Annotated in this window: 26 protein-coding genes and 2 pseudogenes; 11 read left to right on the top strand and 17 right to left on the bottom strand. The window is 66.3% G+C overall.

All coding sequences use genetic code 11. The annotated features are described in order from the left end of the window. The first annotated feature begins 158 nt into the window (after positions 1 to 158). Together ACQPWU_RS34425 and ACQPWU_RS34420 are read left to right on the top strand one after the other, a co-directional pair. Complete coding sequence (locus ACQPWU_RS34425) at positions 159 to 1,085, top strand: ferritin family protein (RefSeq protein ID WP_433429299.1); 927 nt, start codon at positions 159 to 161, stop codon at positions 1,083 to 1,085. 99 nt (positions 1,086 to 1,184) lie between these two features. After that, on the top strand, positions 1,185 to 1,769 hold the full coding sequence (locus ACQPWU_RS34420; RefSeq protein ID WP_433429297.1) for a DUF305 domain-containing protein: 585 nt from the start codon (positions 1,185 to 1,187) through the stop codon (positions 1,767 to 1,769). On the opposite strand, the gene ACQPWU_RS34415 is transcribed toward ACQPWU_RS34420, so the two are convergent. From ACQPWU_RS34415 to ACQPWU_RS34375, 9 genes are all read right to left on the bottom strand, one after another. Then, positions 1,724 to 3,358, bottom strand: a complete 1,635-nt coding sequence (locus ACQPWU_RS34415; protein ID WP_433429295.1) for an NAD(P)/FAD-dependent oxidoreductase — start codon at positions 3,356 to 3,358, stop codon at positions 1,724 to 1,726. The genes ACQPWU_RS34420 and ACQPWU_RS34415 overlap by 46 nt on opposite strands. A 25-nt stretch (positions 3,359 to 3,383) precedes the next feature. After that, positions 3,384 to 3,908 (bottom strand): flavin reductase family protein, encoded by a 525-nt coding sequence (locus ACQPWU_RS34410; RefSeq protein ID WP_433429293.1) that lies wholly within the window; start codon positions 3,906 to 3,908, stop codon positions 3,384 to 3,386. Beyond that, positions 3,905 to 5,245 (bottom strand): cation:proton antiporter domain-containing protein, encoded by a 1,341-nt coding sequence (locus tag ACQPWU_RS34405; RefSeq protein ID WP_433429290.1) that lies wholly within the window; start codon positions 5,243 to 5,245, stop codon positions 3,905 to 3,907. Before ACQPWU_RS34405 ends, ACQPWU_RS34410 begins: the two co-directional genes overlap by 4 nt. 67 nt (positions 5,246 to 5,312) lie before the next feature. Then, positions 5,313 to 6,026 carry a sulfotransferase family protein gene (locus tag ACQPWU_RS34400; protein ID WP_433429288.1) on the bottom strand — a complete coding sequence of 238 codons (714 nt, stop codon included), beginning with the start codon at positions 6,024 to 6,026 and terminating at the stop codon, positions 5,313 to 5,315. 105 nt (positions 6,027 to 6,131) lie between these two features. Beyond that, the gene (locus ACQPWU_RS34395; protein WP_433429286.1) at positions 6,132 to 6,788 is read right to left on the bottom strand and encodes a response regulator; all 657 of its coding nucleotides are present in this window, start codon (positions 6,786 to 6,788) and stop codon (positions 6,132 to 6,134) included. Then, on the bottom strand, positions 6,760 to 6,987 hold the full coding sequence (locus ACQPWU_RS34390; protein ID WP_433445353.1) for a hypothetical protein: 228 nt from the start codon (positions 6,985 to 6,987) through the stop codon (positions 6,760 to 6,762). Before ACQPWU_RS34390 ends, ACQPWU_RS34395 begins: the two co-directional genes overlap by 29 nt. 699 nt (positions 6,988 to 7,686) lie before the next feature. Next, entirely contained in the window at positions 7,687 to 8,604 is a 918-nt protein-coding gene (locus ACQPWU_RS34385) for an amidohydrolase family protein (protein ID WP_433429283.1), read from the bottom strand. 6 nt (positions 8,605 to 8,610) lie between these two features. Next, positions 8,611 to 9,354: an SDR family oxidoreductase gene (locus tag ACQPWU_RS34380; protein ID WP_433429281.1), complete on the bottom strand. Its 744-nt coding sequence runs from the start codon at positions 9,352 to 9,354 to the stop codon at positions 8,611 to 8,613. After that, positions 9,351 to 9,719 (bottom strand): SchA/CurD-like domain-containing protein, encoded by a 369-nt coding sequence (locus tag ACQPWU_RS34375; protein WP_433429278.1) that lies wholly within the window; start codon positions 9,717 to 9,719, stop codon positions 9,351 to 9,353. Before ACQPWU_RS34375 ends, ACQPWU_RS34380 begins: the two co-directional genes overlap by 4 nt. A gap of 173 nt (positions 9,720 to 9,892) precedes the next feature. Here ACQPWU_RS34375 and ACQPWU_RS34370 point away from each other — a divergent pair, with 173 nt between their 5' ends. Continuing rightward, positions 9,893 to 10,378 carry an anthrone oxygenase family protein gene (locus tag ACQPWU_RS34370; protein ID WP_433429276.1) on the top strand — a complete coding sequence of 162 codons (486 nt, stop codon included), beginning with the start codon at positions 9,893 to 9,895 and terminating at the stop codon, positions 10,376 to 10,378. A 537-nt stretch (positions 10,379 to 10,915) separates the two neighbouring features. Then, positions 10,916 to 11,458: a transposase gene (locus ACQPWU_RS34365; protein ID WP_433445352.1), complete on the top strand. Its 543-nt coding sequence runs from the start codon at positions 10,916 to 10,918 to the stop codon at positions 11,456 to 11,458. A 249-nt stretch (positions 11,459 to 11,707) separates the two neighbouring features. Here the strand turns inward: ACQPWU_RS34365 and ACQPWU_RS34360 are convergent, their stop codons facing one another. The 4 genes from ACQPWU_RS34360 to ACQPWU_RS34345 all read right to left on the bottom strand — a co-directional run bounded on the left by ACQPWU_RS34360 (position 11,708) and on the right by ACQPWU_RS34345 (position 14,847). Then, the gene (locus ACQPWU_RS34360; protein ID WP_433429273.1) at positions 11,708 to 12,604 is read right to left on the bottom strand and encodes a transposase; all 897 of its coding nucleotides are present in this window, start codon (positions 12,602 to 12,604) and stop codon (positions 11,708 to 11,710) included. A gap of 63 nt (positions 12,605 to 12,667) precedes the next feature. Beyond that, a complete protein-coding gene (locus ACQPWU_RS34355; protein WP_433429270.1) occupies positions 12,668 to 13,909 on the bottom strand; it encodes an MFS transporter in 1,242 nt (413 codons plus the stop codon). Next, complete coding sequence (locus ACQPWU_RS34350) at positions 13,906 to 14,367, bottom strand: anthrone oxygenase family protein (RefSeq protein WP_433429267.1); 462 nt, start codon at positions 14,365 to 14,367, stop codon at positions 13,906 to 13,908. Before ACQPWU_RS34350 ends, ACQPWU_RS34355 begins: the two co-directional genes overlap by 4 nt. A gap of 12 nt (positions 14,368 to 14,379) precedes the next feature. Then, positions 14,380 to 14,847, bottom strand: a complete 468-nt coding sequence (locus ACQPWU_RS34345; protein ID WP_433429264.1) for a pyridoxamine 5'-phosphate oxidase family protein — start codon at positions 14,845 to 14,847, stop codon at positions 14,380 to 14,382. A 172-nt stretch (positions 14,848 to 15,019) separates the two neighbouring features. Here ACQPWU_RS34345 and cysD point away from each other — a divergent pair. Both cysD and cysN read left to right on the top strand, forming a co-directional pair. Beyond that, positions 15,020 to 15,943, top strand: a pseudogene (gene cysD / locus ACQPWU_RS34340) (sulfate adenylyltransferase subunit CysD); the annotation flags it as partial. A gap of 67 nt (positions 15,944 to 16,010) precedes the next feature. Next, positions 16,011 to 17,264, top strand: coding sequence for a sulfate adenylyltransferase subunit CysN (gene cysN, locus ACQPWU_RS34335; RefSeq protein WP_433445351.1), 1,254 nt, complete (start codon positions 16,011 to 16,013; stop codon positions 17,262 to 17,264). Positions 17,265 to 17,279: 15 nt separating this feature from the next. Here the strand turns inward: cysN and ACQPWU_RS34330 are convergent. The 3 genes and pseudogenes from ACQPWU_RS34330 to ACQPWU_RS34320 form a co-directional block, all read right to left on the bottom strand. Beyond that, a pseudogene (locus ACQPWU_RS34330) lies at positions 17,280 to 17,621 on the bottom strand (sensor histidine kinase); the annotation flags it as partial. 532 nt (positions 17,622 to 18,153) lie between these two features. Beyond that, the gene (locus tag ACQPWU_RS34325; protein ID WP_433429262.1) at positions 18,154 to 18,825 is read right to left on the bottom strand and encodes a response regulator; all 672 of its coding nucleotides are present in this window, start codon (positions 18,823 to 18,825) and stop codon (positions 18,154 to 18,156) included. Continuing rightward, positions 18,822 to 19,958: a sensor histidine kinase gene (locus ACQPWU_RS34320; RefSeq protein WP_433429259.1), complete on the bottom strand. Its 1,137-nt coding sequence runs from the start codon at positions 19,956 to 19,958 to the stop codon at positions 18,822 to 18,824. Before ACQPWU_RS34320 ends, ACQPWU_RS34325 begins: the two co-directional genes overlap by 4 nt. A 167-nt stretch (positions 19,959 to 20,125) precedes the next feature. Here ACQPWU_RS34320 and ACQPWU_RS34315 point away from each other — a divergent pair, with 167 nt between their 5' ends. Next, a complete protein-coding gene (locus ACQPWU_RS34315) occupies positions 20,126 to 22,072 on the top strand; it encodes a multicopper oxidase family protein (RefSeq protein WP_433429256.1) in 1,947 nt (648 codons plus the stop codon). A 7-nt stretch (positions 22,073 to 22,079) separates the two neighbouring features. Here the strand turns inward: ACQPWU_RS34315 and ACQPWU_RS34310 are convergent, their stop codons facing one another. Then, entirely contained in the window at positions 22,080 to 22,529 is a 450-nt protein-coding gene (locus tag ACQPWU_RS34310; protein ID WP_433429254.1) for a hypothetical protein, read from the bottom strand. 199 nt (positions 22,530 to 22,728) lie between these two features. Here ACQPWU_RS34310 and ACQPWU_RS34305 point away from each other — a divergent pair, with 199 nt between their 5' ends. From ACQPWU_RS34305 to ACQPWU_RS34290, 4 genes are read left to right on the top strand one after another with little or no spacing between them, the layout of a single operon-like run. Then, on the top strand, positions 22,729 to 23,061 hold the full coding sequence (locus ACQPWU_RS34305) for a TcmI family type II polyketide cyclase (RefSeq protein ID WP_433429251.1): 333 nt from the start codon (positions 22,729 to 22,731) through the stop codon (positions 23,059 to 23,061). Then, a complete protein-coding gene (locus tag ACQPWU_RS34300) occupies positions 23,058 to 24,725 on the top strand; it encodes an acetyl-CoA carboxylase carboxyltransferase subunit alpha (protein WP_433429250.1) in 1,668 nt (555 codons plus the stop codon). Before ACQPWU_RS34305 ends, ACQPWU_RS34300 begins: the two co-directional genes overlap by 4 nt. Continuing rightward, the gene (locus ACQPWU_RS34295) at positions 24,718 to 25,173 is read left to right on the top strand and encodes an acetyl-CoA carboxylase biotin carboxyl carrier protein (protein WP_433429247.1); all 456 of its coding nucleotides are present in this window, start codon (positions 24,718 to 24,720) and stop codon (positions 25,171 to 25,173) included. Before ACQPWU_RS34300 ends, ACQPWU_RS34295 begins: the two co-directional genes overlap by 8 nt. Next, the gene (locus ACQPWU_RS34290; protein ID WP_433429245.1) at positions 25,170 to 26,534 is read left to right on the top strand and encodes an acetyl-CoA carboxylase biotin carboxylase subunit; all 1,365 of its coding nucleotides are present in this window, start codon (positions 25,170 to 25,172) and stop codon (positions 26,532 to 26,534) included. The genes ACQPWU_RS34295 and ACQPWU_RS34290 overlap by 4 nt, the downstream gene beginning before the upstream one ends. Positions 26,535 to 26,537 lie beyond the last annotated feature (3 nt).

Genomic DNA, 26,537 nt, shown 5'->3' with positions numbered 1-26,537 from the left:
CGCAATGCACCGCTTTCATCCCTACACAAAAGAGATGCTTTGCATCAGCTCGGCGAATATCGCGCGGTTTTGCCAGGATGACCGGTTACCGATCACCTCGCCAGGCAAGTGGTCTCACGATGAGCGTAGGTATCCACAGACGGGGCGGGGAGGTCGGGATGATTCCCTTGTCGGCACGCGCACTCATCACCAGCGCGTTCACGATCGCACTGAGCACGCACATAGGCGGCGCGTTCGCCGCCCATACGATGGACGCACCGAGCCCGCAAACCCAGAAGGACTTCGAGCAGTCGATGCGTGGTGAGGCGTTCGCCAACGCTTCCTACCGGCTCTACGCGGCCCAGGCTCAGAGGGAAGGGCTGCCGTCGGTGGCGCGCCTGTTCGAGCGCACCGCCAACGTGGAACTGGGCGAGCACTTCAGGGAGGAGGCCGCACTGAGCGGACTGGCCCGCGGCGACGACGCAGACCTGCGTGCCGCGATGGCAGGGGAGACGTACGAGTCCCAGAAGATGTATCCCGGCTTCGCGCAGCAGGCCAAAGCCGGCGGCGACAGCCAGGCGGCCGCCCGCTTCTCGGAGATCGCCCGTGACGAAGCCACGCATGCGCGGGCGTTCGGCGCCGCGCTGCGAGCCGTCGAGTCCGGCCAAGGCACCGTGCCGGCGCCGCAGGAGGCCGAGTCGGTGCAGGTCCCGCAGGGTCCGCCCGAGGTCCGAACGCGACAGACCAAGACCGACCTGGACACGGCCATGCACGGCGAGGCACTCGCGTATGCCAAATACCAGCAGTACGCCGAGCACGCCAAGAACCCGGCGGTGGCAAAACTGTTCCGTGGCAACGCTGACGTGGAACTGCACGAACACTTCGCCGACGAAGCCAAGCTGGCCGGATTCGTCGGGACGACGCGTGCCAACCTGGCCAAGGCCATCGCCGGCGAACGGTATGAGTCCCAGACCATGTACCCGACCTTCGCCAAGCGGGCCAAGGCGACAGGCGACAGCCAGGCAGCCGAACTCTTCTCGCACAACGCCGAAGACGAGGCCGGGCACGCCCGCGCCTTCCAACAGGCGTTGAACCGACTGCCCTGAACATGCTTTCGCCAGGCTTGCGGGAATAGGGAAGACGGCACAAGACGCCGGCGGCCGCCACCTGGCGCAGCCGACCACCCCACCGACGGACTGGGCCCCATGGGGCCGTGCGGCTGGATGCACAGCATGTACGTCAGTGACGGGGCCGACCATCTGACCCACATGGTGGCCCACCACGAAGAAGCAGTCGCGGCAGCCCGGCAACTTCAGCGCTCGAACCGGCCCCAGATGCGCGACCTGTCCAGGCTGTCCGGCGACGCGCTCGATGAGACGTTCCTGCAAGACATGATTCCGCATCACATGGTGGCGGTCATGATGTCGCAGCAGTTGCTGGCGTCCGGGCGGGCCGAGCATCCCGAAGTCGCCGGCCGCGACCGTCTCGTGCTCGAGGTCCTCTCCCGCTCGGTGCCGGCGTTCTCGGCTACAGCTACCAGGTCGCCTTCAAGGCGCGCCAAGCATGGACGGTATCGTCAGCGGTTACTTGCTTATCTCCATCGCCGTCCAACCGCTTCGCTCGCCGTCGTGTGGAACGAGCCCGCTGCGTGGCGGGAGTTCAGGCAAAGGGCAGTGGCGACTCAGCTTCGGGGCAGGTACGGAGGCTGTACCTGCCCCGAAGGTCTGTGCCTGGTACGCCGTGCTCAGCGGTCCAGGAGGGCGGAGAAGCGGGGGTTGTCGGCCAGGTAGCGCATGTCGGCGGGGCCCTCGGTGGCCAGCCAGCGGGCCATCTTGATGAACGTTTCGTGCGTGGGGGAGACGAATCGCGTCCTGGGGTCTTCGAGTCCGAGATAGGGCACGACCGCAGGTGAGGTGACCACCTGCTTCATGAGAGCCTCGGCGGCGTCGCTCGGCGTCCGCTCGCCGCGTTCCACGGCGTCGCAGGTGGTGACCATCTCGGTGAAGAGCTGCTCGTACGCCTCGTTGCCGGGGAACGGTGAGCCGGTGTAGGAGCCCTGCTCCAGTTCCTTGAAGATGGCGTCGTCGTGCTGCAGCCGGTACTTCTCGATGGCCCTGCCGAAGCGCATGCTGGCGGGGAACTGGGATGCCGCCCACACCCGCGACACCGCGTTCCAGAGGTCGAAATCGGTCCAGGAGATGAACGACGCGTTGACGAGCTCGTCGTTGTACTTGATCAGGCCCTGCTGGAGCCGTTCGACGTATTCGAACCGGTCGACGGAGAAGTCATCCTCGTTGAGGGCCGTCATGAGTCGCCACGCGAGAGCGTTGATGATCTCGCCAGTATTGGCCAGGCCACGCGAGTACAGGGGGTCGATGAATCCGGCCGCGTGCGAAAGCAGGCACCACCGGTGGCCGACCGTGCGTGTCGACGTGTACTGCAGGCGATCGGTGGATACCCATGGCCGCACGGTTCTGGCGTCCTTGAAGATGCGCTCGAGGACGGGGAACCGGCTCACGTGGTGGTAGAACTCCTGCTCGGGAGTCAGGTCGGCGGGCTTGGGGTAGCGCCGCTCGTCGAAGGTGAGTCCCACGCTGACGAGGGGGTTGATCGAGAGCGGGTCGTTGTTGAACGGGATCACCCAGAACCAGCCACGCTCGAAGACGTGGTGCATGGTGCCCTTGACCCACGGGATCGGCGGGCGAACGGAGTCGGGCATGTCGAGGCACTCATCCGTCGGCCTCACGCCGATCATGTGGCTGAACAGCGACCGCGCATGGTGCTTGAGCGCCGAAGGCTCCGCGCGAAGACCGAGCTGCTGGGCCAATGGAGAGCGGAAGCCACTCGCGTCGACCAGGAACCGTCCTGTGTACTTCTGGCCGTCGTGCCCGGACACCTCCACCTGGTCATCCCCGAAGGCGACCTCGGAGACGCGGTAGGCCTGCCGGGCGACACATCCGTACTTGATCGCGGTGTGGAACAGATAGGCGTCGGTGTCCTGGCGGAACAGGTGGCTGGTGTCCAGGTGGGGAATGGACGTGCCGAACTGATTGGCGTGATCGGGATCGGGCTCCTCGCCATCGCGGTGGATCATGAACCCGAAATGATGTTTCCTGCCCAGAACGGGCCCAATGTCCTTGATGGCCTGGTCGAACGAGATGAGCGACTCCAATTCGGGAACCTTGTAGCGCTCGGCCAGGATGCGGAAAACGTTGAGCGTGTGCGGGATGGTCGACTCGCCGACGGCGAATCGGGGGTGGACTCCGGCGTCGGCCAGGAGCACCGATGCACCGCTCTTGGCGAGGATCGCGCCCAGAATGGAGCCGGCGATCCCCGAACCGAGGATGATGACGTCGAACCTGTTGCTCTGTGCGGACACGCGCATTTCCTCCCTGTAGTTGCAGTTATGCCAGTGCCGCCCACCAGTCAGCGGAATTTTTCGCGAGCGAGCGGTACGCTCCGCCGAAATAGATCAAGGGTTCCGGTACCGCATGCGCCGTGGTCTCCGCAGAGAGAACCTGTCCGAGGACGATGTCGTGATCGCCCGCCCGTACCACTCGATCGGTGACGCACTCGATGACCGCAAGGCTCTCGCGAAGGACGGGGATGCCCCGGCTGCCAGAGCTCGCTGACATCGCGCCAAAGCGATCAAACCCCGGACGTGCGAACTGCCTTGAGACGTTCCTCTGGCTCTCCGTGAGCACGTTCACCGCGAACCTCTCGGCGGAGATCAGCGTGGGATGCAGCTGCGATGACCTGTTGATGCAGTACAGGATCAACGGCGGGTTCATGGATACCGAGGAGAAGGAGTTGACGGTCATCCCGATCGGGCGGCCACCCGGTCCGCCAGCTGTGATCACGACGATGCCGGTGGCGAACCGGCCGAGCACAGTACGCAGAGCAAGCGGATCTATGATCGTCTCGATCATGTGCGTTCTCCGATCATCTGTCGTGTCCTGCGCCGCTCCCACCAGCCGAGCCCCTGAAGCATTGGGCCCGTGAGAGCGGTGGTGACGAGCGCGACGAGCACGAGCACGGTGAACAGGTACTCGTCGATGATCCCGAGCTGGAAACCGATGTTGGCGAAGACCAGCTCAGTGAGCCCCCGGCAGTTCATGAGGATGCCGAGCGACACCGCCTTCGTGCCCGGCAGCCCGCTGAAACGAGCCATCAGGGAACCGCCGAGAATCTTGGTGGCCATCGCCACGGCGAGAATCCCGATCCACGTCAGCCATCTGGCCGGCGAGGAGCCGAAGACCCCGACTGAGGTGTGCAGCCCCACGTAGGCGAAGAAGACCGGCAGCAGGATCGCGACGGTAACTCCCTGGATACGCTCCACAATCCGGCGGACGATCAAGGACTCTCTGGGCATCATGGCGCCGAACGCGAATGCGCCCAGCACCGCGTGCACGCCGATCAGCTGGGTTGACACCGCGCTGGCGATGCTCCCCACCAACACCAGCGACAGGAGCGCGGACTCTGGGAACCTCGCGGACTCCGTCCGTCTGACCAGGGTCGCCAATGCCGGTCGTACACCCCAGAACATGACGGTTGTGAATGCGATCGCGAGCGCGAGAGTGAGCAGTGCGTCGGATCCCCCCGCAGCCCCGGTGATGGTGAGCACGAACGCGAGCGCCGTCCAGGCGATGACGTCGCCGAACGCGGCCGAGCCGATCGCCAACGTGCCCACCGCTGTGTTCAGCAGGTGCCGGTCCTGAAGAATCCTGGCAAGCACCGGGAGCGCGGTGATCGACAGCGCCAGACCGAAGAAGAGCACGAAGCCCGGCAGCGAGCCACCCACGTCGTGGCCCTGGTACAGGAACAACGCCAGGGGGAGTCCGCAGACAAAGGGGACGATCAGGTTCGCCAGCCCGACTGACGTGACCGCCGGTCCGAGCCCGCGCAGGCGGTCAAGGCGCGTCTCGCAGCCGAGCGTGAACATGAATGTGACGAGACCGAGCTGGGCCGTCATGTCCAGGGCGCCGAGGATCTCCCCGGGGAACAGCCAGTGCCAGGCCGCCGGGTACACGGCGCCGAGCAGCGTGGGACCCAGCAGGATCCCGGCCAGGATCTCTCCGACGACCGGTGGCTGGCCAAAGCGTCTGGCGACAGCGCCGACGAGGTGTGCAGAGGCTACGACAACCGCAACGACCAGGAGGAACCGCGTCGCAGGGGACCACTCGCCCACCAATTGGGACACACGCCCCGCATGCCCTTCGGAGGCGCCCGCGGAAAGGACGAGGCTGACCGCCAGCGTGGCGATCACGATCAGAGCGCCCGCGGCGAGCATCAACCGCCCACGCCCGCGAGCTGCCGTCGTCACGTTCACAGCCTCAGCCGCCCGCCCGGGCGCGGCGGAACAGAGAGCCCCGGATGAGCTGCTTCATCCGGCGCCCTTCATCCCGATGGAACGATTCGGCGTCGTTGCCGCGCGGGAAGGGCCATCTTGTCGGCTCGGGAACGTCGAGGAACTTGCACAGCGGCGACCATCCCTCTGTTACGTCGTACACCATCAGCCGTTCCGGATGGACCTCGTCGACGACTTCCATGAGGTGCCGCTCGAAGACCTGTATGGCATGGGCGGGATCCGCGATCCGCCCATCGAAGAGACCCTGCACTACGGCGAGGTCCACCATCTGGGTGAACGCTCCGAAATCCGGGCTGAGTCTGGTGAGCAGGCGGAAGGCAATCCTGGCCGGAAGTGGGCGGGTTCGGGACTCGATGGCCTTCTTGAAAATGGTCGAGGCGGCGCTCTCGTACCAAAGGCGTGGATCTCGCACGGTCAGGATGACCTTCGTATCGGGGAACGCTGCGATGATCTGCCGCCAGAAGGCCGCCGCGGGGAAGTCGAGCACGGACTCGAAGCCCGAGAAGACCTCCTCCCAATCGACCGGCCGACCCTGGGCAGCCGCCAGCCAGGGCTGGATGCGGTGGGGCTCCTCGACGATGTTGAACATGTGATAGCAGGGGCCGAACCCGAGCTGTTCGAGGGCCTCGGCCAGGGATGTCGTGCCTGTGCGGCCGAAGCCGACTCCAATGACCTTCACGGCTGTCACGCTATGGTCGGCCCTCACCGCCGGTCTTCCACCTCGATACCGAAAACGGTGCTCACCTCCTTGGTGGAGACGAGCACCGTACGGCGGAGCGGATCGTCAGACGAGCCCGTGCTCGTAGGCGTAGATCACGACCTGAACGCGGTCTCGGACTCCCAGTTTCTGGTACAGATGCTGCACATGAGACTTAACCGTGCTGGCGCCGAGCACCAGCATCTCGGCGATGTCCTCGTTGCGGTAGCCGCGGACGAGCAGCTTGAAAACGTCCATCTCGCGCTCTGTCAGGTTGGCCAGTTCGGGTGCCGTGGTGGCCGACAGAACCGGTCTACGGGCGAACTCCGAGATCAGTCTGCGCGTGATGGACGGTGATAGCAGCGCTTCTCCGGCTGCGACTTCGCGGACCGCCTCGACGAGCTTCTCGGTGGGAGCATCCTTGAGTATGAAGGCGCTGGCGCCGGCGCGAAGGGCTTCAAAGACATATTCATCCTGGTCATACATGGTGAGGATGACCACTTTGACCTTGTTGTCGCCATCCAGGCCGCAGATTTGACGTGTTGCCTCCAGTCCATTCATCCGAGGCATGTTGATATCCATGAGAACAATGTCCGGTTTCGAGATCTTTACACTGCGAAGCGCCTCCAAGCCATTGGCTGCCTCACCTGCGACCTTGATCCCCTTCGCGTGGTCCAGGGTGGCCCGTAACCCGTTGCGCACCACGGGCTGATCGTCAGCGATCCACACGCTGATCTGATCCACTGCATCCCCCATCCGTCCGATCGTCTGCGCACTGCGCGTGCAAGGGTCCACCCCCTTGATCCGCGCTGCGGAGCACACCGACGACCTGCCTGACGTCCCGCAAGGTCGTCTGTGCGGCCTGTTCAATGGCGCTCGCGACGGCGCTTGCCTGAGGCGAGGCTGCTCGCAGTTGACGGACGTGCATGGTGATGACGACCATTCCGTGCCCCACGGTGTCATGCAGGTCCCTGGCGATGCGGCGTCGCTCGCTGTGTGCGAGATCTCCCTGTTTTCGCTCGGCACGCCGCTGTCGTCGCCAGACTACGAATCGATTGGTACACCAGGCGCACAATGCTCCAAATACGACACCTGCCAGGAGATATGACTCCGTGAAGTTGTCGACCACTGTGTGGAGGTTCACGCAGCCCCCTCCATCGATTATGACCCCAGCGCGGATCCTAATTCGACTATTCAGTTATTTCAACATGTGCAGGGAAATATGTGTATTAAGTCTTTATGTCTGGATCTGAAGGTGGCGCCGAAAGTTTCTATTAGAAGCATTGTCGGTATAATTTGAGGTGATTCCCATAGGGATAGTAGGAAATTGCCGACATCTTATGGATCGGTCCATGTGTCGATCAAGTGGCGTGTCAACGGGCCGGAACCTGGACGTTGACACTCCTGCAAGAACCACATTCTTAGAACAGAGCCGGCGAACCCTCGGTAATTTCATACCTCCAGCTGAATCGACGCCATCGTCAAAGCGGACTTGTTCTCAGTGATTCGGACATGGACGGATCATGCAAAAGCTGCTGGGATTGCCCCATCGGACGCTGGATTTCTCTTCGGGAAGAATTGTTCGACACGCCGAATGCTGGGCCCTCGCCTACCGGCGTTGAGGGCCCAGCGGATGCCTCGGCTAGATCTTCGCTTCTAGTTCCAGGCCGAACAGGTCGGATGCGGTCTGCCACCCGATGGCATGCAGCTCGTCGACGCCGACGACGTCAGAGACGGTGTCGACGATCTGGCGGACTCCGTCCATCAGGGGCGGCGCGTCCGTGCCGAACAGGATGTGGGACGCGCCGAAGGCACACAGGTTGGCGGCGAGCTGCGCGCGGCTCGGGCAAGACGTCTCTACGAAGATCTTCTTGAGCGAGGCGCTCGGCGGCGATGACAGACCAGGGCTCCGCGCCATTGCCAGATCGAGCTTCTCGGCCAAGTGGGCGATCCCGCCTCCACCGCATGCCGCGATAAGCCGGAGATCGGGGAAGCGTTCCAGCCATCCGGCACACACGATAGCCGCGATCCCCATGGTCACATCGCTCACGCGGACAACGTGCTCGACCAGACCCAGATGGGCCATGCTCTGCACGCCCACAGGGCCGGCCGGAGGGTGAAGCAGCACCGGCACCGCGAGATCGGCGGCCATCGCGAAGAAGTCCTCAGCCTCTGGCACGCCTAGGAACTCGCCGTCGATGCTGCTGTTGACGATCAATCCGACGAAGCGGCCGTCGCTCACGAGATCGGCAGCCTGGGCGAGCATCGCATCGCCGCCGAGGGGGTTGAGATAGGCATAGGCGCGCAGCGAATCGGGGAAGAGGTCCACCAGCTCCCCCATGTGCTCGTTGTGGGCGCGCACCTGGTCGGCTGGGTACCGATAGTTGCCCGCGCTGCCGTCAGGCAGCATCGAGCCGGGACCGACAGGACTCCCGATGATGGTCATGACCACGCCGTGCTCGCGCTTCGCGGCAAGCGCGCCCTCGGGATCGCGCAGGCTCGGGGGACCGCCGCCCTTCTCGCCGAAGGGAGCCAGATGGCCGTGGACGTCGACGAACACCTGGGCTCACCCCTCTGCCAGGACTGATGGACGGGGCGGAGGCGCCGCGAGAGGTGTACTGAATCCGAACTTTCCCAGCACCGGAACGATCGAGCCGTACAGGCCCGCGGCGGCGTCACTGGTCAGGAATCCGACGGCGCGGGCCACCAGTTCCGGATCGATGGCCTGATCGAAGTCGACGTGCGGTCGCTGGCGCCGTGCGTCAGGGGTGTCGGCCATCGTCATGCTCACTGCGTTGGCATGCACTCCGCGCTGTTTGACCTCGTGTGCCAAAGAGCGCATCCAGGCCATGAGTGCGGCCTTGGCCGCCGCGTAGCATCCCATCCCGGCCAGTGGCTCGGTGACCAACGGAGTGCCGAAGTAGACCAGCCAGCCTCCGTTCAGATGAGGGAGTACGGCCTGGGTCGCATTGACGGCGGACAGGAAGTTCGCGCGGATCAGCTCTTCGTACTGGTCGGGCTTGGTGGCGAAGACAGGGCCGGCATGGAAGCCGCCGACCATGTGCACCAGCCCGTCCAAGCCGCCGAGCCGTTCCACCGCGGCGGCGGCAGCAGCCTGTGCGCCCTCGGCGGTCGTGACATCGGCCTGGAAGGTCTCTACCTTGCCTGTCGTGCCGTACTCGATGTCGAGCGCGGTCAGGCGCTCCTGGTTGCGGCCAGTGAGCAGGAGCCCGTCTCCCCTGTCCGCCATGAGACGGATCGTCGCTCCGGCCACGGGGCCGGTGGCTCCGGTGATCAGAAAGGTGCTCATGAGACGGGCTCCGCGTCGGTCGCCACCCTCGTCGTCACCGTCTCCATCATCGCCCGCAGGAAGAACTCTCGGGCGCCTTCCGGCGTGCTGGCGTCCCGCCGGTCCTCCTCGACGAGATACTTGTCCAGTTCCGCCTCGACCCGCTGGATGCTGGGCTCCTGGGAGAGATGCCGCATCAGCCCGGGCAGGTTGCCCTCGATCTCGATCATGCGTACGACGAGGCCGTCTTTCATGAAGACCGAGGTGCTCATCAGCCGCGTGCCATCAGGGGCAACCCAGCCCGGTCGGGAGTAGTTGGCCAGCAGGTCCTTGACCTTGTCCTCGGTGCCGGGCTTCACCCGGAACATCACCGCGTAGCGCTGCATGGATGGATCCCTTCTCCATGACACGAACGGACGCCGTCAGCTTCGTCCGGCAGGCCGGTCGTGTCTTCCGCCAGGCGGGCGAACCGACGCCTCCTCCGAGAAGGGGAGCAGTTGTTCCGGTGGTGGTAGACGGCCTTGATAGGCAGGTGGCAGCGGGTTCGAAGGAGGCTTAGATGTGGTCGACGATCCTCACTGGAATCAGCTTGGCCGGCAGCGGGGTCCAGGCAGGTGCGCTGCTCATGTTCCTGTTCGGTATATGCCCGACGTTCCGCTCCGTGGACGTGCCTGATTGGATGCGGATCCACACCTCAATGGACCGCAGCATCGAGCGCTACATGCCGGTACTGAACGTGGTAACGGGAGGCACGACGCTGATCCTGCTGTTCCTCCCCCAAGACGGCGTGGTACGCCTGCTCCGCGTCGCGGCGCTCATCTGCAATGTCGCGCTCGCCCTCATCTCGGAGCTGGCCAACGTGCGGCTCAACAAGGTCATCGCGCGAAAGTCGCTCGTGCTGGTCGGCGCCGGGGGCTCGTCCGCTTCCGATGAGACCCAGAGGATGGCCGAGATCCGCGATCGGTGGATCGCCTGGCACTGGGTCAGGACACTCGTCATCACGACGGGCTTCCTGCTCTATATCGTCGCCGCCATCCTTCGCTGAGGCGATTTGGAATTCCCACTTGCGCGGAAGCCGACGGCAAAGGCTGCCGCGCAAGGGCAAGCGGTAGCGACTGGCCGGGTCGGCGGCGCGAGTACCCTTCCTCAAACGCTCCGCGCCCGCCGGCCGGGGAGATGTCGTACGTGATCGGCGGCAACTACTGTCCGCAAGAACGCCGCGATCGGCAATGATGCGAGCCGGCGCAACGCCCGAATCATCCCGAAAGCGACTTCGCTGGCAGCTCGCCCAACAGAAGCTGGACCGGTTGCCCGCCAAGGCTGCGTGACGGGCCCGTGCGCGCACGTGTGTCTCTCCTGGAAGAGCGTGGGGCCATGCTCGGCGGTCTCCTAGGCTCGGCACCACATCGCTGGGGAATGCCTCACTCCTGCCCAGGACTATCCCACGGGCAGGAGCAACCCTCGGGGTTCAGACGGCACAGGGTGCGGACCGCCGGTCTCACCACGCTCGATGGGCGACCACTTCAAGACCAGCTTCGATCGCATTGACGACCAGGCCGTCGCCCGGCTCTGCTGAGCCCCGCTGTCGGCGTACAGGTACCGGTGCAGAGCCAGGTACGCCTGGACGGGCTCTGTCGCTGATCTCGCGCTGCGCCGGCGGGATCGGTGCGCGACCATCGTCGTCGATCTGGAGAGCAGGCGCCCGATCGAGGTGCTGCAGGGGCGGGAGTCCGGGCCGGTGGCCGCCTGGCTGGCCGGCCATCCCGAGATCCAGATCGTGTGCCGGGATCGGGCGCGCGGCTACGCCGAGGCCGCTCGCACCGGGGCGTCGCAGGCCCAGCAAATAGCTGATCGGTGGCATATCTCGCGCAACCTCGCCGAGGCCGTGGAGAAGACCGTCGGTGCCCACCATGCCTGCATCAAGATCGCCTACGCCGATCCGGCTGTCGAGCAGCCTCACGACCCTGCGGCCCAGCCCGCCGCTCTCCCGGACCGCCATCTCGACGTCCGCGGACGTGACCGCCAGCTGGTGGCCCGCACCATCGAACGCTACAGCGCGGTGCAGGACCTGCTGTCGAAGGGGCGATCATTGAAGGGCATCAGCCGGGACCTGAATTTGGACTAGTACGCCGTGCGCCGCTACGCCCGCGCCGCCGGCCTCGACGAACTCTTAGCCACCGTCACCCACCGCGCCAGCAAGCTCGACAACTACAAGCCCTGCCTGGCACAGCGCGTCGCCGAGGGCTGCCGCAACGCCCTACAGTTGTCCGGGAACTCCAAGCCCAAGGTTATCGCGGCAGCTCCAGCACGGTCGGCCTCTACGTGCGCCTGCTCAAGCAACGAACTACCGCTAGATCGCTGATGTGAATTTGGGTTAGTGGTCGTAGGCGGTCAGGGACCGTTTCACGGGTGCGTCGGTGTTCCAGTTGTGCCAGATTGCGGCGTTGAGGGCGAGGATGCGCTGGCTGATACGGGCCCAGAGGCCGTCGGGGTGGCGGGCGTTGTGGCGTTCGAGGCCGAGCTGGTTCTTCAGTGTCCAGATGATCGCCTCGATGCGCTGGCGCAGCCAGCCGGGAAAGGGCAGGGCGCGTGCAGGCTCGTCTTCGCGGGTCGGCCGGATCAGGAGATGACCCAGATCGGCGGCGGCCTTCTCGATGCCGGCTCCGGCGAATCCCTTGTCGCACACGATCGGGCATGGCCCGTCGGCTATCTGGTGGACGTGCAGCAGGTGCAGGGCCTGCTTGCGTTCATCGAGCTCTTTGGGGTGGGCCAGGCTGAAGCCGGTCACCGCGCCATCAGCGGTAGTGATCAGCATCAGCTTGGCGCCCCAGTAGAAGGCGTGGTGGGACTTGTCCATGCCGTATCCGGCGATCTCACCCAGGTGTGATCTGTTGACCGTCACTCGCGAGGCGCCGCAGCGGATCGGGGTGCCGTCCATCAGCCGCAAAGGCTCGTGCCAGGTCGGGACCTGGCGGGCCAGCCACAACGCCGCCGCCGACATGGCCGGCCCCAGATCACGCAGTTGCCGGTTGTACTGCGACTGGGACGGCAGCCTGGGGAACAGGTGCCCGATCCGGCTGGCCGCCATCCGCATCCAGCGGCGTTCGTCATCACACCGCAGCAGCACCTGCGCCACTGCCACGACCACCGCCTCGGCCGGGGTCAGCACCGGCGGCCGGCCCCGTCCGCGAGGCCGTCCCCGCGAAGGCATCACGTGATCGTCCAGATGCACATAGAGTGCGGTCAGAAGGGCGTCTAAGTCAGTCTTCACACACCGACAATGGACGCCCTTCGTCACGCCCGCGGCCGATCACCAAAATTTCACATCAGCGATCTAGCCTCTCTGGCCGCCGGGAACCGAGGGTTCGGGAACATCGGCGGCACGCGTGGTCGGTCGACGTCCGAGCAGACCGGTGACGAAGAGGGTGCCGAGCAAGGCCACGGCGCCGAAGATGATGAGGGCCGACCGGGCGCCGAACCGGTCCGCGAGCAGTCCCAGGACGGGGGCGCCGATCGGGGTGCTGCCCGTCAGCAGCATCATGAACAGCGCCATCATGCGTCCGCGCATCTCGGGCTCTACCTCAAGCTGCATGAACGAGTTCGCGGCCGTGATGAAGGTGAGCTGCGTGACGCCGACCAGCGCAAGTACGGCCGCGAACGAGCCGAAGGTGGGCATCAGGCCTGACACGATCACGCAGCAGCTGAACGCGACAGCGGCGCGGATGACGAAACGGCGTGAGACGCTGACGCGCCGGGCGGCCAGGACGGCACCGAGCACCGAGCCGACCGCCGCCAGAGACCCCAGGATCCCGTACTCTCCGGCGCCTTTCCCGAACACGGTCGTGGCGATCAGCGCGCTCGTCACCTGGGTGTTGGCCGCGAACGTGCCGATGAAGACCATGATTCCGAGGATCAACCGGATCTCCCGATGCCCCAGGGCATACTTGATGCCGTTCACGAACATCGCGCGGCCGCCGCGGGACTCCGACGGGGTCACCGCGGGGCGCAGCCGAAGCAGGGCGATGACAACCGGCACGGCAGTAGCCGTGGTGACGAGGAAGACCGGGCCCGTGCCTCCCACGACGATGAGCAGCCCAGCAGCAGCCGGACCGATCAGCCTGGCGACGTGGATGGACCCGCCGCTGAGGCCGATGGCGCTGGGCACCTGCTCGCGATCGACGAGCTCCGCCACGAATGCCTGAACGGTCGGCTGGAACACCGCGTTGGCCATTCCGAGCACCACCGCCACGGCGTACACGTGCCACAACTGGGCAGCGCCGGCGAGCACGGTGAGACCGAGGGCCAGCCCGCAGAGCCCGACGACGAGCTGCGACGCGATCAGCAGCAGCCTCTTCTGGTACCGGTCGGCGAGCACACCCGCTACGGGTCCGAGCAGCAGGATGGGCAGGAACTGCAACCCGGTCACCAGGCCGAGTGCGGCGCCTGAGCGGCCGGTCAGCTCCAGCACCAGCCAGTCCTGCGCAACGCGCTGCATCCACGTGCCGACTCCGGCGATGAACAGGCTCCCCAGCCAGGTGCGGAACACCCGATTACGCAAGGCGGGAGGCGGTCTCACAGGAGGACACCCGCTCCGACGACATTGACAACCAGGGCGAGGACGGCGAGCGCCGCACGACGCCGGTTCCAGCGGGCCCAACGGGCGCGAAACTTGCCGGCTTCCCAATCTTGGGGAAGCGCCTCGGGATCAAGGGTCTTGAGCCAGCGCCCCATGGGTGCGGTGTGCGTTCGGGACACGAACACCACACTCAGCACCACCACCACGCCCGCGGCGAAGACGGCCTTCGCCAGCGCGGACGGCGTGAAAACTGCGATCAGCGCGTCGATGACGCCAGTAGTGAGCAGACAGATCGGCTGGAACGGGTCGTACCTGCCGACCACGAAAGAGTGGGCGTGCACGTAACGATCTGCGGGCAGTGACATGAAGAACGGAATCACCCCGAGTTCCCCGCCCAGAAGCACACCAGCGGCCAGCCCGCTCGTGAGCAGAGCCACAGGCAACAGCATCTCGATCATGAGGACCCTCTCTCAGGCAAGCCACTGACTGTCGGCCATGACGGTCCGCCCGGCGATCTCACCCCGGTGCCGCCAGGTCATGATCCGGCTAGGGATGAAGACCAGCCACACTCGCCCCGCGCCACGGGCTGGGTCGAGCGGGAGCCCGGCGCCGAGGTCGCGAGCCTGGGCGTCGCCCGGTTCCACGATCTCGATCTCCCCGTCGAGGAGCACGACATCCGTGGCGGCACCCAGCGCGAGCCGGGCTCGTGGGGAGTGCAGGAGGTTCCTGACAGTCCGGTTCTTGCTCTGGGTCGCCATCACCAACCAGGTGCCATCCCAGATGTACGCAAGGGGGACGAGGTGGGGTCCGTCAGGGCCGGCCGTCGAGACCCACACGTGGCGCTCCTCCTCCAGCAACGCAAGGACGTCGCTCTTGCGTTGGGCCGTGGAACGGGGCGGATCCGTAGAGATGCCGGGCAACGTGTCGCTGTGAGACACAGCCTTCTCCTCTCCTCGGTAAGCATGCGTTCGCCAACGGTCTCACTGTCGCGCGGAGATCGTGATCATGTCTTCCGCCGGCCGTACCGAACGGTGGTCCGCCGTGTGGAGGAGCGGACGTCCTCGGGGCGGTAGACAGCGCTGATAGCCAGGAGAAAAGGAGTCAACGAGGAAGGGCGCGATGCAGCAGAGCGAGCACGTATTCACCCAACTTGATGTCCTCGAGGCCGAAGCCATTCACATCATGCGCGAAGTGGCGGCCGAGTTCGAGCGTCCCTGTCTGCTCTTCTCCGGGGGCAAAGACTCGATCGTCATGCTCCGCATCGCGGAGAAGGCGTTCTGGCCCGCGGCCATCCCGTTCCCGCTCATGCACGTCGACACCGGTCACAACTTCGACGAGGTCATCGAGTTCCGCGACCGCCGCTCCGCCGAGCTGGGCGCGCGGCTGATCGTGGCCAGCGTTCAGGACTCCATCGACGCCGGACGCGTGGTCGAGGAGACCGGGCGGCGCGCCTCGCGCAACCGCCTGCAGACCACCACGCTGCTCGACGCGATCGAGGAGCACGAGTTCGACAGCGTGTTCGGCGGCGCACGCCGCGACGAGGAGAAGGCCCGCGCCAAGGAGCGGGTCTTCTCCTTCCGCGACGACTTCGGCCAGTGGGACCCGAAGAACCAGCGCCCCGAGCTGTGGAACCTCTACAACTCGCGCATCCGCAAGGGCGAGCACATCCGCGTCTTCCCGCTTTCCAACTGGACCGAGCTCGACGTCTGGGACTACATCAGGCGCGAGGGCATCGAGATCCCCTCCATCTACTTCGCCCACACCCGCAAGGTGTTCGAGCGCGACGGCATGCTGCTGCCCGACTCCGACGTCGTGAAGCGTGGCGACGACGAGCCGCTGTTCGAGGCCGTGGTGCGCTACCGCACCGTGGGCGACATGACCTGCACGGGCGCCGTGCAGTCCACGGCCGCCACGGTCGAGGAGATCATCGAGGAGATCGCGGCCACCCGGATCACCGAGCGTGGGGCCACCAGGGCCGACGACCGCTCGTCCGAGGCCGCTATGGAGGACCGGAAAAGGGAGGGCTACTTCTGATGCTGACCGTCCGTACCAGTTGCGGTCCATGGAGGACCGGCTGTGTCTATTTCAAGGGCTACTTCTAATGGACATTCTTCGCTTTGCCACTGCGGGAAGCGTCGACGACGGCAAGTCCACCCTCATCGGACGGTTGCTCTTCGACTCCAAGGCGATCTTCGAGGACCAGTTGGAGGCGGTCGAACGGACCTCGCGCGACCGGGGCACCGAATACACCGACCTGTCGTTGCTCACCGACGGACTGCGGGCCGAACGGGAGCAGGGCATCACGATCGACGTGGCGTACCGCTACTTCGCCACGCCCAAGCGGAAGTTCATCATCGCCGACACGCCCGGCCACATCCAGTACACCAGGAACATGGTCACCGGCGCCTCCACGGCCGACCTGGCGATCATTCTCATCGACGCGCGCAAGGGCGTGCTGGAGCAGTCGCGGCGGCACGCGTTCCTGACCACGCTGCTGCGGGTGCCGCACCTGGTGCTGGCCGTCAACAAGATGGACCTGGTGGACTACTCGCAGGAGCGGTTCGAGGAGATCAGGGAGGAGTTCACGGCGTTCGCGTCCAAGCTGAACGTCACCGACCTCACCTTCATCCCGATCTCCGCGCTCAACGGCGACAACGTGGTCTCGCGCTCCGAGAACATGCCCTGGTACCTCGGCACGTCGCTCCTGCACCACCTGGAGAACGTCCACATCGCCTCCGACCGCAACCTGGTCGACGTGCGTTTCCCCGTCCAGTACGTGATCCGCCCGCAGCGGGCCACCGAGCAGGCCTTCCACGACTACCGCGGCTACGCCGGCCAGGTGGCCGGTGGCGTGCTGAAGCCCGGCGACGAGGTGGTGCACCTGCCGTCCGGGCTCACGACGCGCATCGCCTCGATCGACACCTTCGACGGGCCGGTCGAGGAGGCGTTCCCACCCATGTCGGTGACGCTGCGCTTCGAGGACGACCTCGACATCTCGCGCGGCGACATGATCGCCCGGCCCAACAACCAGCCGCAGGCGGCGCAGGATGTGGATGCCATGATCTGTTGCATGACGGCCGATTGGCCTCTGACCGAACAGAGCCGCTACCTCGTCAAGCACACGACTCAGACGGCACGTGCCGAGATCCGGAATCTCTACTACCGGCTGGATGTGAACACCCTCAGCCGGGACGAAGGCGTCACCGAACTGGCGCTAAACGACATCGGAAGGATCCGGCTGCGCATGGCGAAGCCGCTGTATTGGGACCCCTACCACCGGAATCGGCTGACAGGCGGATTCGTTCTCATCGATGAAGCCACCAACGCCACGGTCGGTGCCGGAATGCTGCTCTGAACCCGGCAGCGGGAAACGGGCGTGGACCTCGAACCCTCCGGAACTGGTCGGCCCGTAGGTCAGGGAACCGCCCAGACCCACCGTCAACTCGCGGAGCCCGCGGAGCCCCCAGCCGCCGCTCGACTGGACGGTGTCCGTATGGCGTACCTGCCCATCGGGGAGAACCTCGTTGGTCACCGTGATGAAGAGCTCCTCGTCGAACCGGATCGACAGGTGGACGGGAGCGTGATTTCCGTATTTGAGCGCGTTCGTCAGGCTCTCTTGAACGATGCGCGTCCCCACCTCCCGGAGCAGGGGTGGCACGCGTAGTTCGTTCTCACTGTTGAGCAGGCATACGCTCAGCTGGACGCGTGGCATCCGTCTGCCGAGTTCGATGATGCGCGTGGACAGAGGTAGCGCAGAGGCTGATCTCTCCTCGTCGCATCCCCGCAACCGCCTGATCATCTCCTCTACTTCTCGCAGAGTGTCCTGAACGGTTTCGTCGATCGCCCACGACGCGGCCTGCGCCTGCGGTCCCATCAGCGGAAGCTTGCGGGCGTCCCGCTCAATCGCCCGAAGTCTGTGCCGGACGACATGCTGAAGGTGGCTGGCGATGCGATGCCGCTCGAGGTCCTCGGGACTCTGCTCGGACGTCGGAGGCCGGAACCGACGCCAGATCATGATGCCGGACGCGCCCACCCCGATCGCGACGACCAGGTTGAGCTCATCCCACCAGCGAGAATCAAAGAGGATCAAGCCGCCCACTGAACTCCCCCGGGGTAGTGCGTGGTCAAGGCAGGCGAAAAACCAGTCCGATAAGTCCCTTCTCTATCGATTTGGACGTTAACTGCCATCTCGTCGAATCCGCAACAGCAATTCTGTTAACGCTGGGTTTCCAGGAAGCCTCGCATCACGGTGGCGTGGCGAGGCCGTGGCGAAAGGCAAGGGAGACCAGCTGTGCTCTGTCGCGCGCGCCCAGCTTGGTCAAGGCGTGGCTGACGTGGGTCTTGACCGTTGCCTCGCCGATGAAGAGTTGTTCTGCGATCTCGATGTTGCTCATGCCTTCGGCTACGAGGATGACGATTTCGCGTTCACGCTCGGTGAGCTGGTCGAAGATGCGGGTGGAGGGTTGAGGAGGTCCGGGGCGGCGGGCGAGTTGGGCGATGAGGCGGCGGGTGAGCCCGGGGGAGAGGAGCGCCTCGCCCCCCGCGACGACGCGAATGCCGTGCAGGAGTTGTGGTGGGTCGGTGTTCTTCAGCAGGAAGCCGCTGGCGCCGAGGTCGAGTGCTTCCACGACATACTCGTCGAGGTCGAAGGTGGTGAGGATCAACACGTGGGCGCCGGTCAGTGCTGGATCCGTGACGATCTGCCGGGTGGCCTCCAGCCCGTCCATCCCCGGCATCTGGACATCCATGAGGATGACATCGGGGTGCGTCTGGCGAGCGAGCTCGACTGCTTCTCCCCCATCGCCGGCCTCGCCGACGACGGTCATGTCGTCGGCGCTGTCGACCAGGACGCGGAATCCACCACGGACCAGTGCCTGGTCGTCGACGATGAGGACACGGATGCGCTCGGATGTCATACCTGCTCCGGAAGAGGAAGGACGCAGCGTACCTCGAAGCCGCCGCTGGGGCGTGGAGCGGCGCTGAACTCGCCGTGGAGCGCCGCCACCCGCTCGCGCATCCCCCTGATGCCGTGGCCGGCCCCGTTCACATGCGGTGCACCGCCCTTGCCGTCGTCGAGGATTTCGAGACTCAGTCGGCGGGGCTCGTAGCTGATCGAGATGGCGACGGACGTGGCTCTGGCGTGGCGCCGGACGTTGGTCAACGACTCCTGGATGATCCGGTAGGCGGTCAGGTCGACCGCCTGGGGCAGAGGGCGGGCATCGCCCGAGATGGTCAACTCGGTACGCAGGCCCGCCGCGTGCGCAGTGTCGAGCAGGGTGTCCAGGCTTTGCAGGCCGCTGGTGACCGGGACGGGCCCGCCTTCGCGTCGCAAGGTGCCGAGGATGGCTCGGACCTCCGTCAGCCCCTCGTCGCTGAGTTTCTTGATCGCTGTCAGGGCCTGGACGGCCTGGCCAGGCTGCCGCTCGATCACGTGGAGCGCGACGCCCGCCTGCACGCTGATCGCCGCCATCGCGTGGGCGCATACGTCGTGGACCTCGCGCGCGATGCGTACGCGCTCCTCGGCCGCGATGCGGAGAGCCTCCTGTTCCCGGGCCCGCGCCTCGCGGGCGAGCTTCTCGCGAGTGGCCACCTGCTGCTGGCCGTACCAGTAGACCGCGGTGCCCAGGGCGACGGCCGCCACCGTCACCGCCACTGCGTTGATGACAGGCTCTTCCCGTGAACCGGTAGGTACGGTCAGGACCAGCGCCACGATGGCAGTGACCGAATTCAGCGCCGCTGCTATGAACCCCCAGCGCCAGCCACGCTCTGCGGCCACCGTGAAGCAGGCGATCAAGGCGGCCACGGTCATGGCTCGGCCCGGATAGCCGGCGAGCAGCCAGCCGAGTGTGGCCGCGTCAGTGGCGAGCAGGGCCGGCAGCGGGTGTCGACGGCGCACCACGACAGCGAAAGACGCCATGGCGATCAGGCCGAAGGCGCCGACATCCACGGGACGAGTTCCCTGGGAGGTCCAGGCGATGACAACCGCCCACACCGCCACGGCCGCGCCGAGCAGGACGTCGATTACGGTCCAGCGGGTATACGTGGCCATGACGCCCACCCTAGATCGGCGCTACCGCCCGGCACATCAGACCAGCGGAGTGGCGTCCGCCTACCCCCTGGAGTAGAGGGCACTACCTCTGCGGGGTGACCCACGCGGCGAAAATCAGCCTCTCACCTGACGACGATTACTCACGCCGGGCCGCACAGTGACGAGTCATGGAAATCATGCTCATCGTGGGATACGCAGTCGGCGCGGCGCTGATCGTGGCCTATGTCGTCGCCGCGAGGGCTCGCTCGTCGCGGCTGGTCCGAGGTGCCCTCGTCGCAGCTTCTGCTCTCGCTCTGATCCGCATTGGCTCCGCCGGCTATCTATGGTCGATCAACTGGGGAGCAGCGGCAGATGTCGTGATGGTCGCGCTCCCCCCGCTGGTCGCTGCGGTGCTGCTGGCGCCACCGTGGACGGGGGTCGCGCGCTGGCGGCTGCGGACCGCTGTTCTGGCGGCGGTGCTGCATGCCTATGCCACGTTTGTTCCGCAGGCCCCGCCGTACTTGATCACGGTCGAGGTCATGGCGGTCGTGCTGCTAGCCGGCGGTGTCCTGGCGCGCTGGTGGGAGCGCCGCTTCGCGGGCCAGCCACGCCGCGGCAGCCGTACCGCCGTCATCGTGTCGGCGATCGTGCTGCTCGTCGCATCCGGTACGGCCGCCGCCTGGGCCACCAGCAGGCTGCCCGAACGGGCGAGCATGATGGACCACGACAACCTCGACTACGGTGGCCGGTCCGAGATGGCGGCCCATGCCGCCATGGGGATCCGGCACACCGCCGACCCCGAGATCGACATCAGCACCCTGACCGGACCGCAGGGCGGCGAACCGGACCGGCGCGTCACCCTCACCGCGGAGACGGCCAAGGTCAAGCTCCCTTCCGGCGAGACCGTGAACGCCTGGACGTTCAACGGCACGCTGCCCGGCCCCGAGTTGCGGTTCAAGCAGGGTGAGCTGGTGGAGGTCACGCTGATCAACAAGGACATCGCCGATGGCGTCACCCTGCACTGGCACGGTCTCGACGTGCCCAACGCCGAGGACGGGGTCGCGGGGCTCACTCAGAACTCCGTCGCCCCAGGCCAGAAATACGTGTACCGGTTCGTTCCCCAGCAGGTCGGCACGTTCTGGTACCACTCGCATCAGCAGTCGGACTCCCACGTCAAGCGCGGCCTGTTCGGTGCGCTGGTGATCGACCCCGCGGACAAGCCCGCGGCAGGAGTCGACGTCGCTGCCGTCGCGCACGCGTACCCGGTCGGCGATGCCAGGACCACCGCCTTTTCCCTGGGCGGGGCCACTCCGTCGTCTCGCGTCAGCCGCAAGGCAGTCGCACCGGGCACGCAGGTGCGACTGCGGCTGATCAACGCCGACAACGAGGCACGCGGCTACGCCCTGTCCGGCACGCCGTTCCGGGTGTCCGCAATCGACGGGACTGACCTGTCCGGGCCGTCTGACATCACCGGGAAGAGCCTGTTCGTGGCCGGGGGCGGTCGCTACGATCTCACGTTCACGATGCCCAACGGGCCGGTCCAGCTGACCATCACGGAAGACGAGAACGGAAACGGCAGCCCAGCGGTCCTACTGTCACCCGATGGCGCAGGAGAAGTGCGTCCCATCACCCCCGGGCCGACTCTGGACCCGACCGGCTACGGGACTCCCACCAAGACGCCCTTCGGAGCCGCCAGCCACTTTGATCGCCAGTTCACGATGCTGCTGAGCCAGGGGTTCGGGTTCTACGACGGGCAGATCATGTTGAAGCGGACCATCAACGGAACCGTCTTCCCCAGCGTGCCGAGCCTCGTGGTCCGCAAGGGGGACCTGGTCAAGGTGACCTTCCTCAATCGCAGCTTCAGCCAGCATCCGATGCACCTGCACGGCCACCACATGCTCGTCCTGTCACGCAACGGCACGCCGTCGACCGGCAGCCCGTGGTGGACGGACACCCTGCAGGTCTCACCGGGCGAGAGATACGAGGTGGCCTTCCGCGCGGACAACCCCGGCCTGTGGATGGACCACTGCCACAACCTGGAACACGCCGCGCAAGGCATGACGATGCATCTGATGTACGAGGGCTACACGACCCCCTACCAGGTGGGCTCCGCCACCGGGAACAACCCCGAATGAGGCGGAGTCAGAGCAACACCACGCCAAAGCCGTTCCTGCGGGCGGCTGATCTGGCGATCCGAGCCGGGCGGCGTAGCATGCCCCACCGACGCCGCCCATCCGCCGCCAGGAACAGGGTCTGGTGTTCGCTGCCCAACTGGGCGATCGTGCGCGTGGGCGCACCCGTCACGATATTGAGCCGCCACTGCACGGGAACGGATTCGAGCGCCCTGGTGAGCAGCGTCAGCGCGCTGAGCTCCGCCTCGCCGTCATCGAAGAGGTACGCCGCGACGGGTTCGAATGCGAGGGACCAGGGAGGGATGACGAGAAGGGCCACGGTCAGCGGACATCCGGCCGTAGCCGCCAGATGTGCGGCCTGGAGCGCGATGCCCTGATCGAGGTCGCCGCCTTCCGCGATCAGGATGATCTGGCCGGCGAGCAGGGTGTCTTGGTCGGTTGCCATGTGCTGGCTGGTCACGGGCCGGCTCTCCTTCCGCATGCTGTCGGACCGGACGGTACGGCTCAGCGAGGCCGCGGTCTTCCACCGGCCGACAGCGCGGAGGTCCGCTGCCCGGTGGAGCCGACAGCAGCCCGGGGGAGAACACACTTCATGTCGGCGGCGGGCGACGCGGCGAGCCGGGATTCCTAGCGTGGGGGTGATCCGAAAGGAGAGCCCTGTGACCAACCGGATTCTCATCGTTGCTCGTATCAAGCCGGGCACCGCGGAGGAGGTGGCCAGGCTGTTCGGCGCCTCCGACGAGACCGAACTGCCACGGGTGCTCGGCGTGACCCGTCGCCAGCTCTTCCAATATCAGGACCTCTACTTCCACCATGCCGAGTTCGCCGGACCGCCGCAGGAAGCGCTGGCCAAGGCGCGCGATCGCGACGACTTCAAGCAGCTCAGCCGGGACCTCGACGCATTCATCTCGCCGTTCGATCCGGCCACATGGCGCAGCCCGGCTGACGCGTTGGCGCGGGGCTTCTACGAGTGGACCGGGGGAGAGTCGTGACCATCATCGAGACCCCGGCCGCGCAGTTGGAGAAGTGGACGATCTGCGGTAGCTGCGGAACCACGATCTATGTGCCGAGGCTTGTCAGGAGCAGCCACGTCTGCCCTGAATGTGGGCACAACCACCGCATCGGCGCGGAGGAGCGGCTGCGTCTCCTGGTCGACGCGGGTTCATTCCACCCCGGCCCGCAGGTGGGCAGCCTGGATCCGCTCGCCTTCGCCGATTCCCGGCCCTACCCCGAGCGGCTCGTGAAGGCGCGCAGCCGTACCGGACTGACGGACGCGATGCTCTACGGCACGGCAGCCATCGGCGGCAAGCCGGCAGTCGTAGCCGTCATGGACTTCGCCTTTCTCGGCGGAAGCATGGGCTCGGCGGTAGGCGAGACGGTGGTCAGAGCCGCCGAGGAGGCCGAGACCCGGCGGCGGCCGCTCGTCATTGTCACCGCGTCAGGCGGCGCGCGCATGCAGGAGGGGGTCCTGTCCCTCATGCAGATGGCCAAGACCGCGCAGGCGCTGGAGCGGCTGCGCGCGAGCGGGGTCCTGACCATATGCGTCCTGACCGATCCGACTTTCGGCGGCGTCACTGCCTCATTCGCCACGCTCGCGGACGTGCTGATAGCCGAGCGAGGCAGCCTGATCGGGTTCGCCGGACCGAGAGTCATCGCGGCCGCCACCCGGCAGAGCCTGCCCGACGGATTCCAGACCGCCGAATACTTGATGAGCCAGGGCATGCTGGACCGCGTCGAGCCACGCGAAGGTATCCGGCCGCTGCTGACGCGCCTGCTCGGACTGCATGCGGGAGCCCGCAGGCCCGAAGCGGGATCGCCCGCGTCCCTGGTGCGTGATCCCGGCAGCGTTGGTTCGGAACGTAGCGCGTGGGAGACGGTACGGCTGGCCCGCGACGTCAACCGGCCCACGACCCTCGACTATGTCTGGCAGATGTGCACCGATTTCGTCGAGTTGCACGGCGATCGGACCTTCGGTGACGATCCCGCGATCGTGGGTGGCATCGCCTCACTCGACGGCGTCAGTGTGATGATCATCGGCCACCAGAAGGGCCATGACACCAAGGAACTCGTGGCGCGCAACTTCGGCATGGCCCACCCGGAGGGCTACCGGAAGGCGCTTCGGCTGATGCGCCTGGCCGAGACTCTGGGCCTGCCCATCGTCACCCTGATCGACACGCAGGGGGCGGCCCCCGGCATCGGAGCGGAGGAACGCGGCCAGGCCTGGGCCATCGCCGAGTGCATCGCCGGCATGTCGCGGTTGACCGTTCCGGTGGTGGCCACGGTCACCGGCGAGGGCGGCAGCGGTGGCGCGCTGGCGCTGGGCGTGGCCAACACCGTGTTCATGATGGAGAACGCCTGCTACTCCGTCATCAGCCCAGAGAGCTGCTCCACGATCCTGCACGGCGACCCTTCACACGGGGCCGAGATGGCCGAAGCACTCCGGATCACCGCACCGGAACTGCTGCGGTTGGGCGTCATCGACGCCATGATCCGTGAGCCCGACAGTGGAGCGCAGGCCTCGCCTGCCGAAGCGGCGGCCAGCCTCAAGACCTCGATCCTGGCGGCGCTGGCGGAGCTGCGCGACCTCGACGGAGACGAGCTACGCACCCATCGCTACCGCCGCTTCCGCGTCATGGGGGCCGTCAGCGATGGGTGAGCCGTCGAACAGTGAAGCGCTGCGGCTGCTCAGGGAGGAAGTGAGCCGCCTGGTCATGACGGTACCTGGCCCCATGGCCAGCGTGTCGGTGCGAGCAGGGGAATGCGCGCTGGAGGTCACCTGGGCGCACCAGACGCCGGCCCCCGCCGTCCAGGAGAGCGCGCCACCGCCGCCCCTGGTAGAAGAGCCGCCGGATGCGCTGATCAAAGAGGTCGTGGCACCTGTGGTCGGCACCTTCTACCTGGCGCCGGAACCCGGCGCGCCGCGCTTCGTCCACAAGGGCGACAGGGTGGAGCCGGGACAGACGGTCGGCATCGTCGAGGCGATGAAGCTGATGAACCCGGTGACCTCAGAGTGGGTCGGCGAGGTGGTCGAGGTGCTGATCGGCAACGCGGAACCCGTCGAGTTCGGCCAGGCCCTCGTTCGGATCCGGAAGGACGAGCCGTGAGCCCGCCGTTCAGCAAGGTCCTTATCGCGAACCGCGGCGAGATCGCCCTGCGGATCGCCAGGACCTGCCGGGAGATGGGCATCGCCACCGCGGCCGTCTACTCGACGGCGGACCGCGACTCACAGGTCGTCAAGTATGCCGACGAGGCGATCCACATAGGCCCGCCACCCGCTCGCAGCAGCTATCTCTATGTCCCGAACGTCGTGGAGGCGGCCCTGCGCAGCGGGGCCGAGGCCATCCATCCCGGCTACGGCTTCCTGTCGGAGGATCCCGACTTCGCGCAGGTGTGCGCGGAGAACGGGATCACCTTCATCGGCCCGCGCCCGGAAGTGATGGAGTGCGTCGGTGACAAGGCGCGGGTTCGCTCGCTGATGGCCTCCGCGGGGCTGCCGGTGCTTCCCGGAACCGACGGCAGCGTGCCCACGCTCGCAGACGCCGAGGAGATCGCGGAGCGAATCGGGTACCCGGTGGTCGTCAAGGCGGTCGCCGGAGGTGGCGGCAGGGGGATCGAACTGGCCCGCGAACGCGGGGAGCTCAAGGAGGTGTTTCGCCGGACCACCGCCCTGGCTCGGCAGGTCTTCGGCAACGGCGAGGTCTACCTGGAGCGCTATGTCACCGGAGCCCGCCACGTCGAAGTGCAACTGCTCTGCGATGAGCACGGCAGCGCCGTCCATCTGGGAGAACGCGACTGCTCCCTGCAACGCCGAAACCAGAAGCTGGTGGAAGAGGCGCCTTCGCCCCGCCTGCCGGCACGGCTGCGCAGCAAGCTCGGGGAGTACGCCGTCGCGGGCGCCCGTGCGCTCGGCTACAGCGGCGCGGGGACGATGGAGTTCCTGGTGGACCCGGAAGGCCGCATCACGTTCATGGAGATCAACGGCCGTATCCAGGTGGAGCATCCTGTTACCGAGATGGTGACCGGCCTGGACCTGGTTAAGGAGCAGATTCGGGTGGCGGCGGGCCAGCCCCTCGGCTACGGGCAATCGGACGTCCACATATCGGGCGCCGCCATCGAGTGCCGGATCAACGCCGAGGATCCGTCCGCGGGCTTCCGGCCCACGCCGGGGCGGCTGGAGCTGTTCCGGCCGCCAGGAGGCCCGGGAACGCGGATCGATTCCGGCTTCGCCCAAGGCGACGCCATACCGCCGAACTACGACTCGCTCGTCGCCAAGCTGATCGTGTGGGCGCCGACCCGTGAAGAGGCGATCCAACGAGCGCTGCGAGGCCTCGGCGAGTTCGCCGTCGAAGGGCCGGGCGTTGCGACCACGATCCCCCTTCTGCGCAGGCTCATCTCACACCCCGCCTTCCACAAGGGCGAGCACACGACCCGCTTCGTCGACGAGTTGATGGGTGAGCAGCCCTGACCG

The sequence above is a fragment of the Nonomuraea sp. CA-141351 genome (genome assembly GCF_050944675.1).
GTDB lineage: Bacteria > Actinomycetota > Actinomycetes > Streptosporangiales > Streptosporangiaceae > Nonomuraea.
Note: the sequence above shows the minus strand (reverse complement) of the source record. Positions and strands in the feature narration are given on the sequence as shown.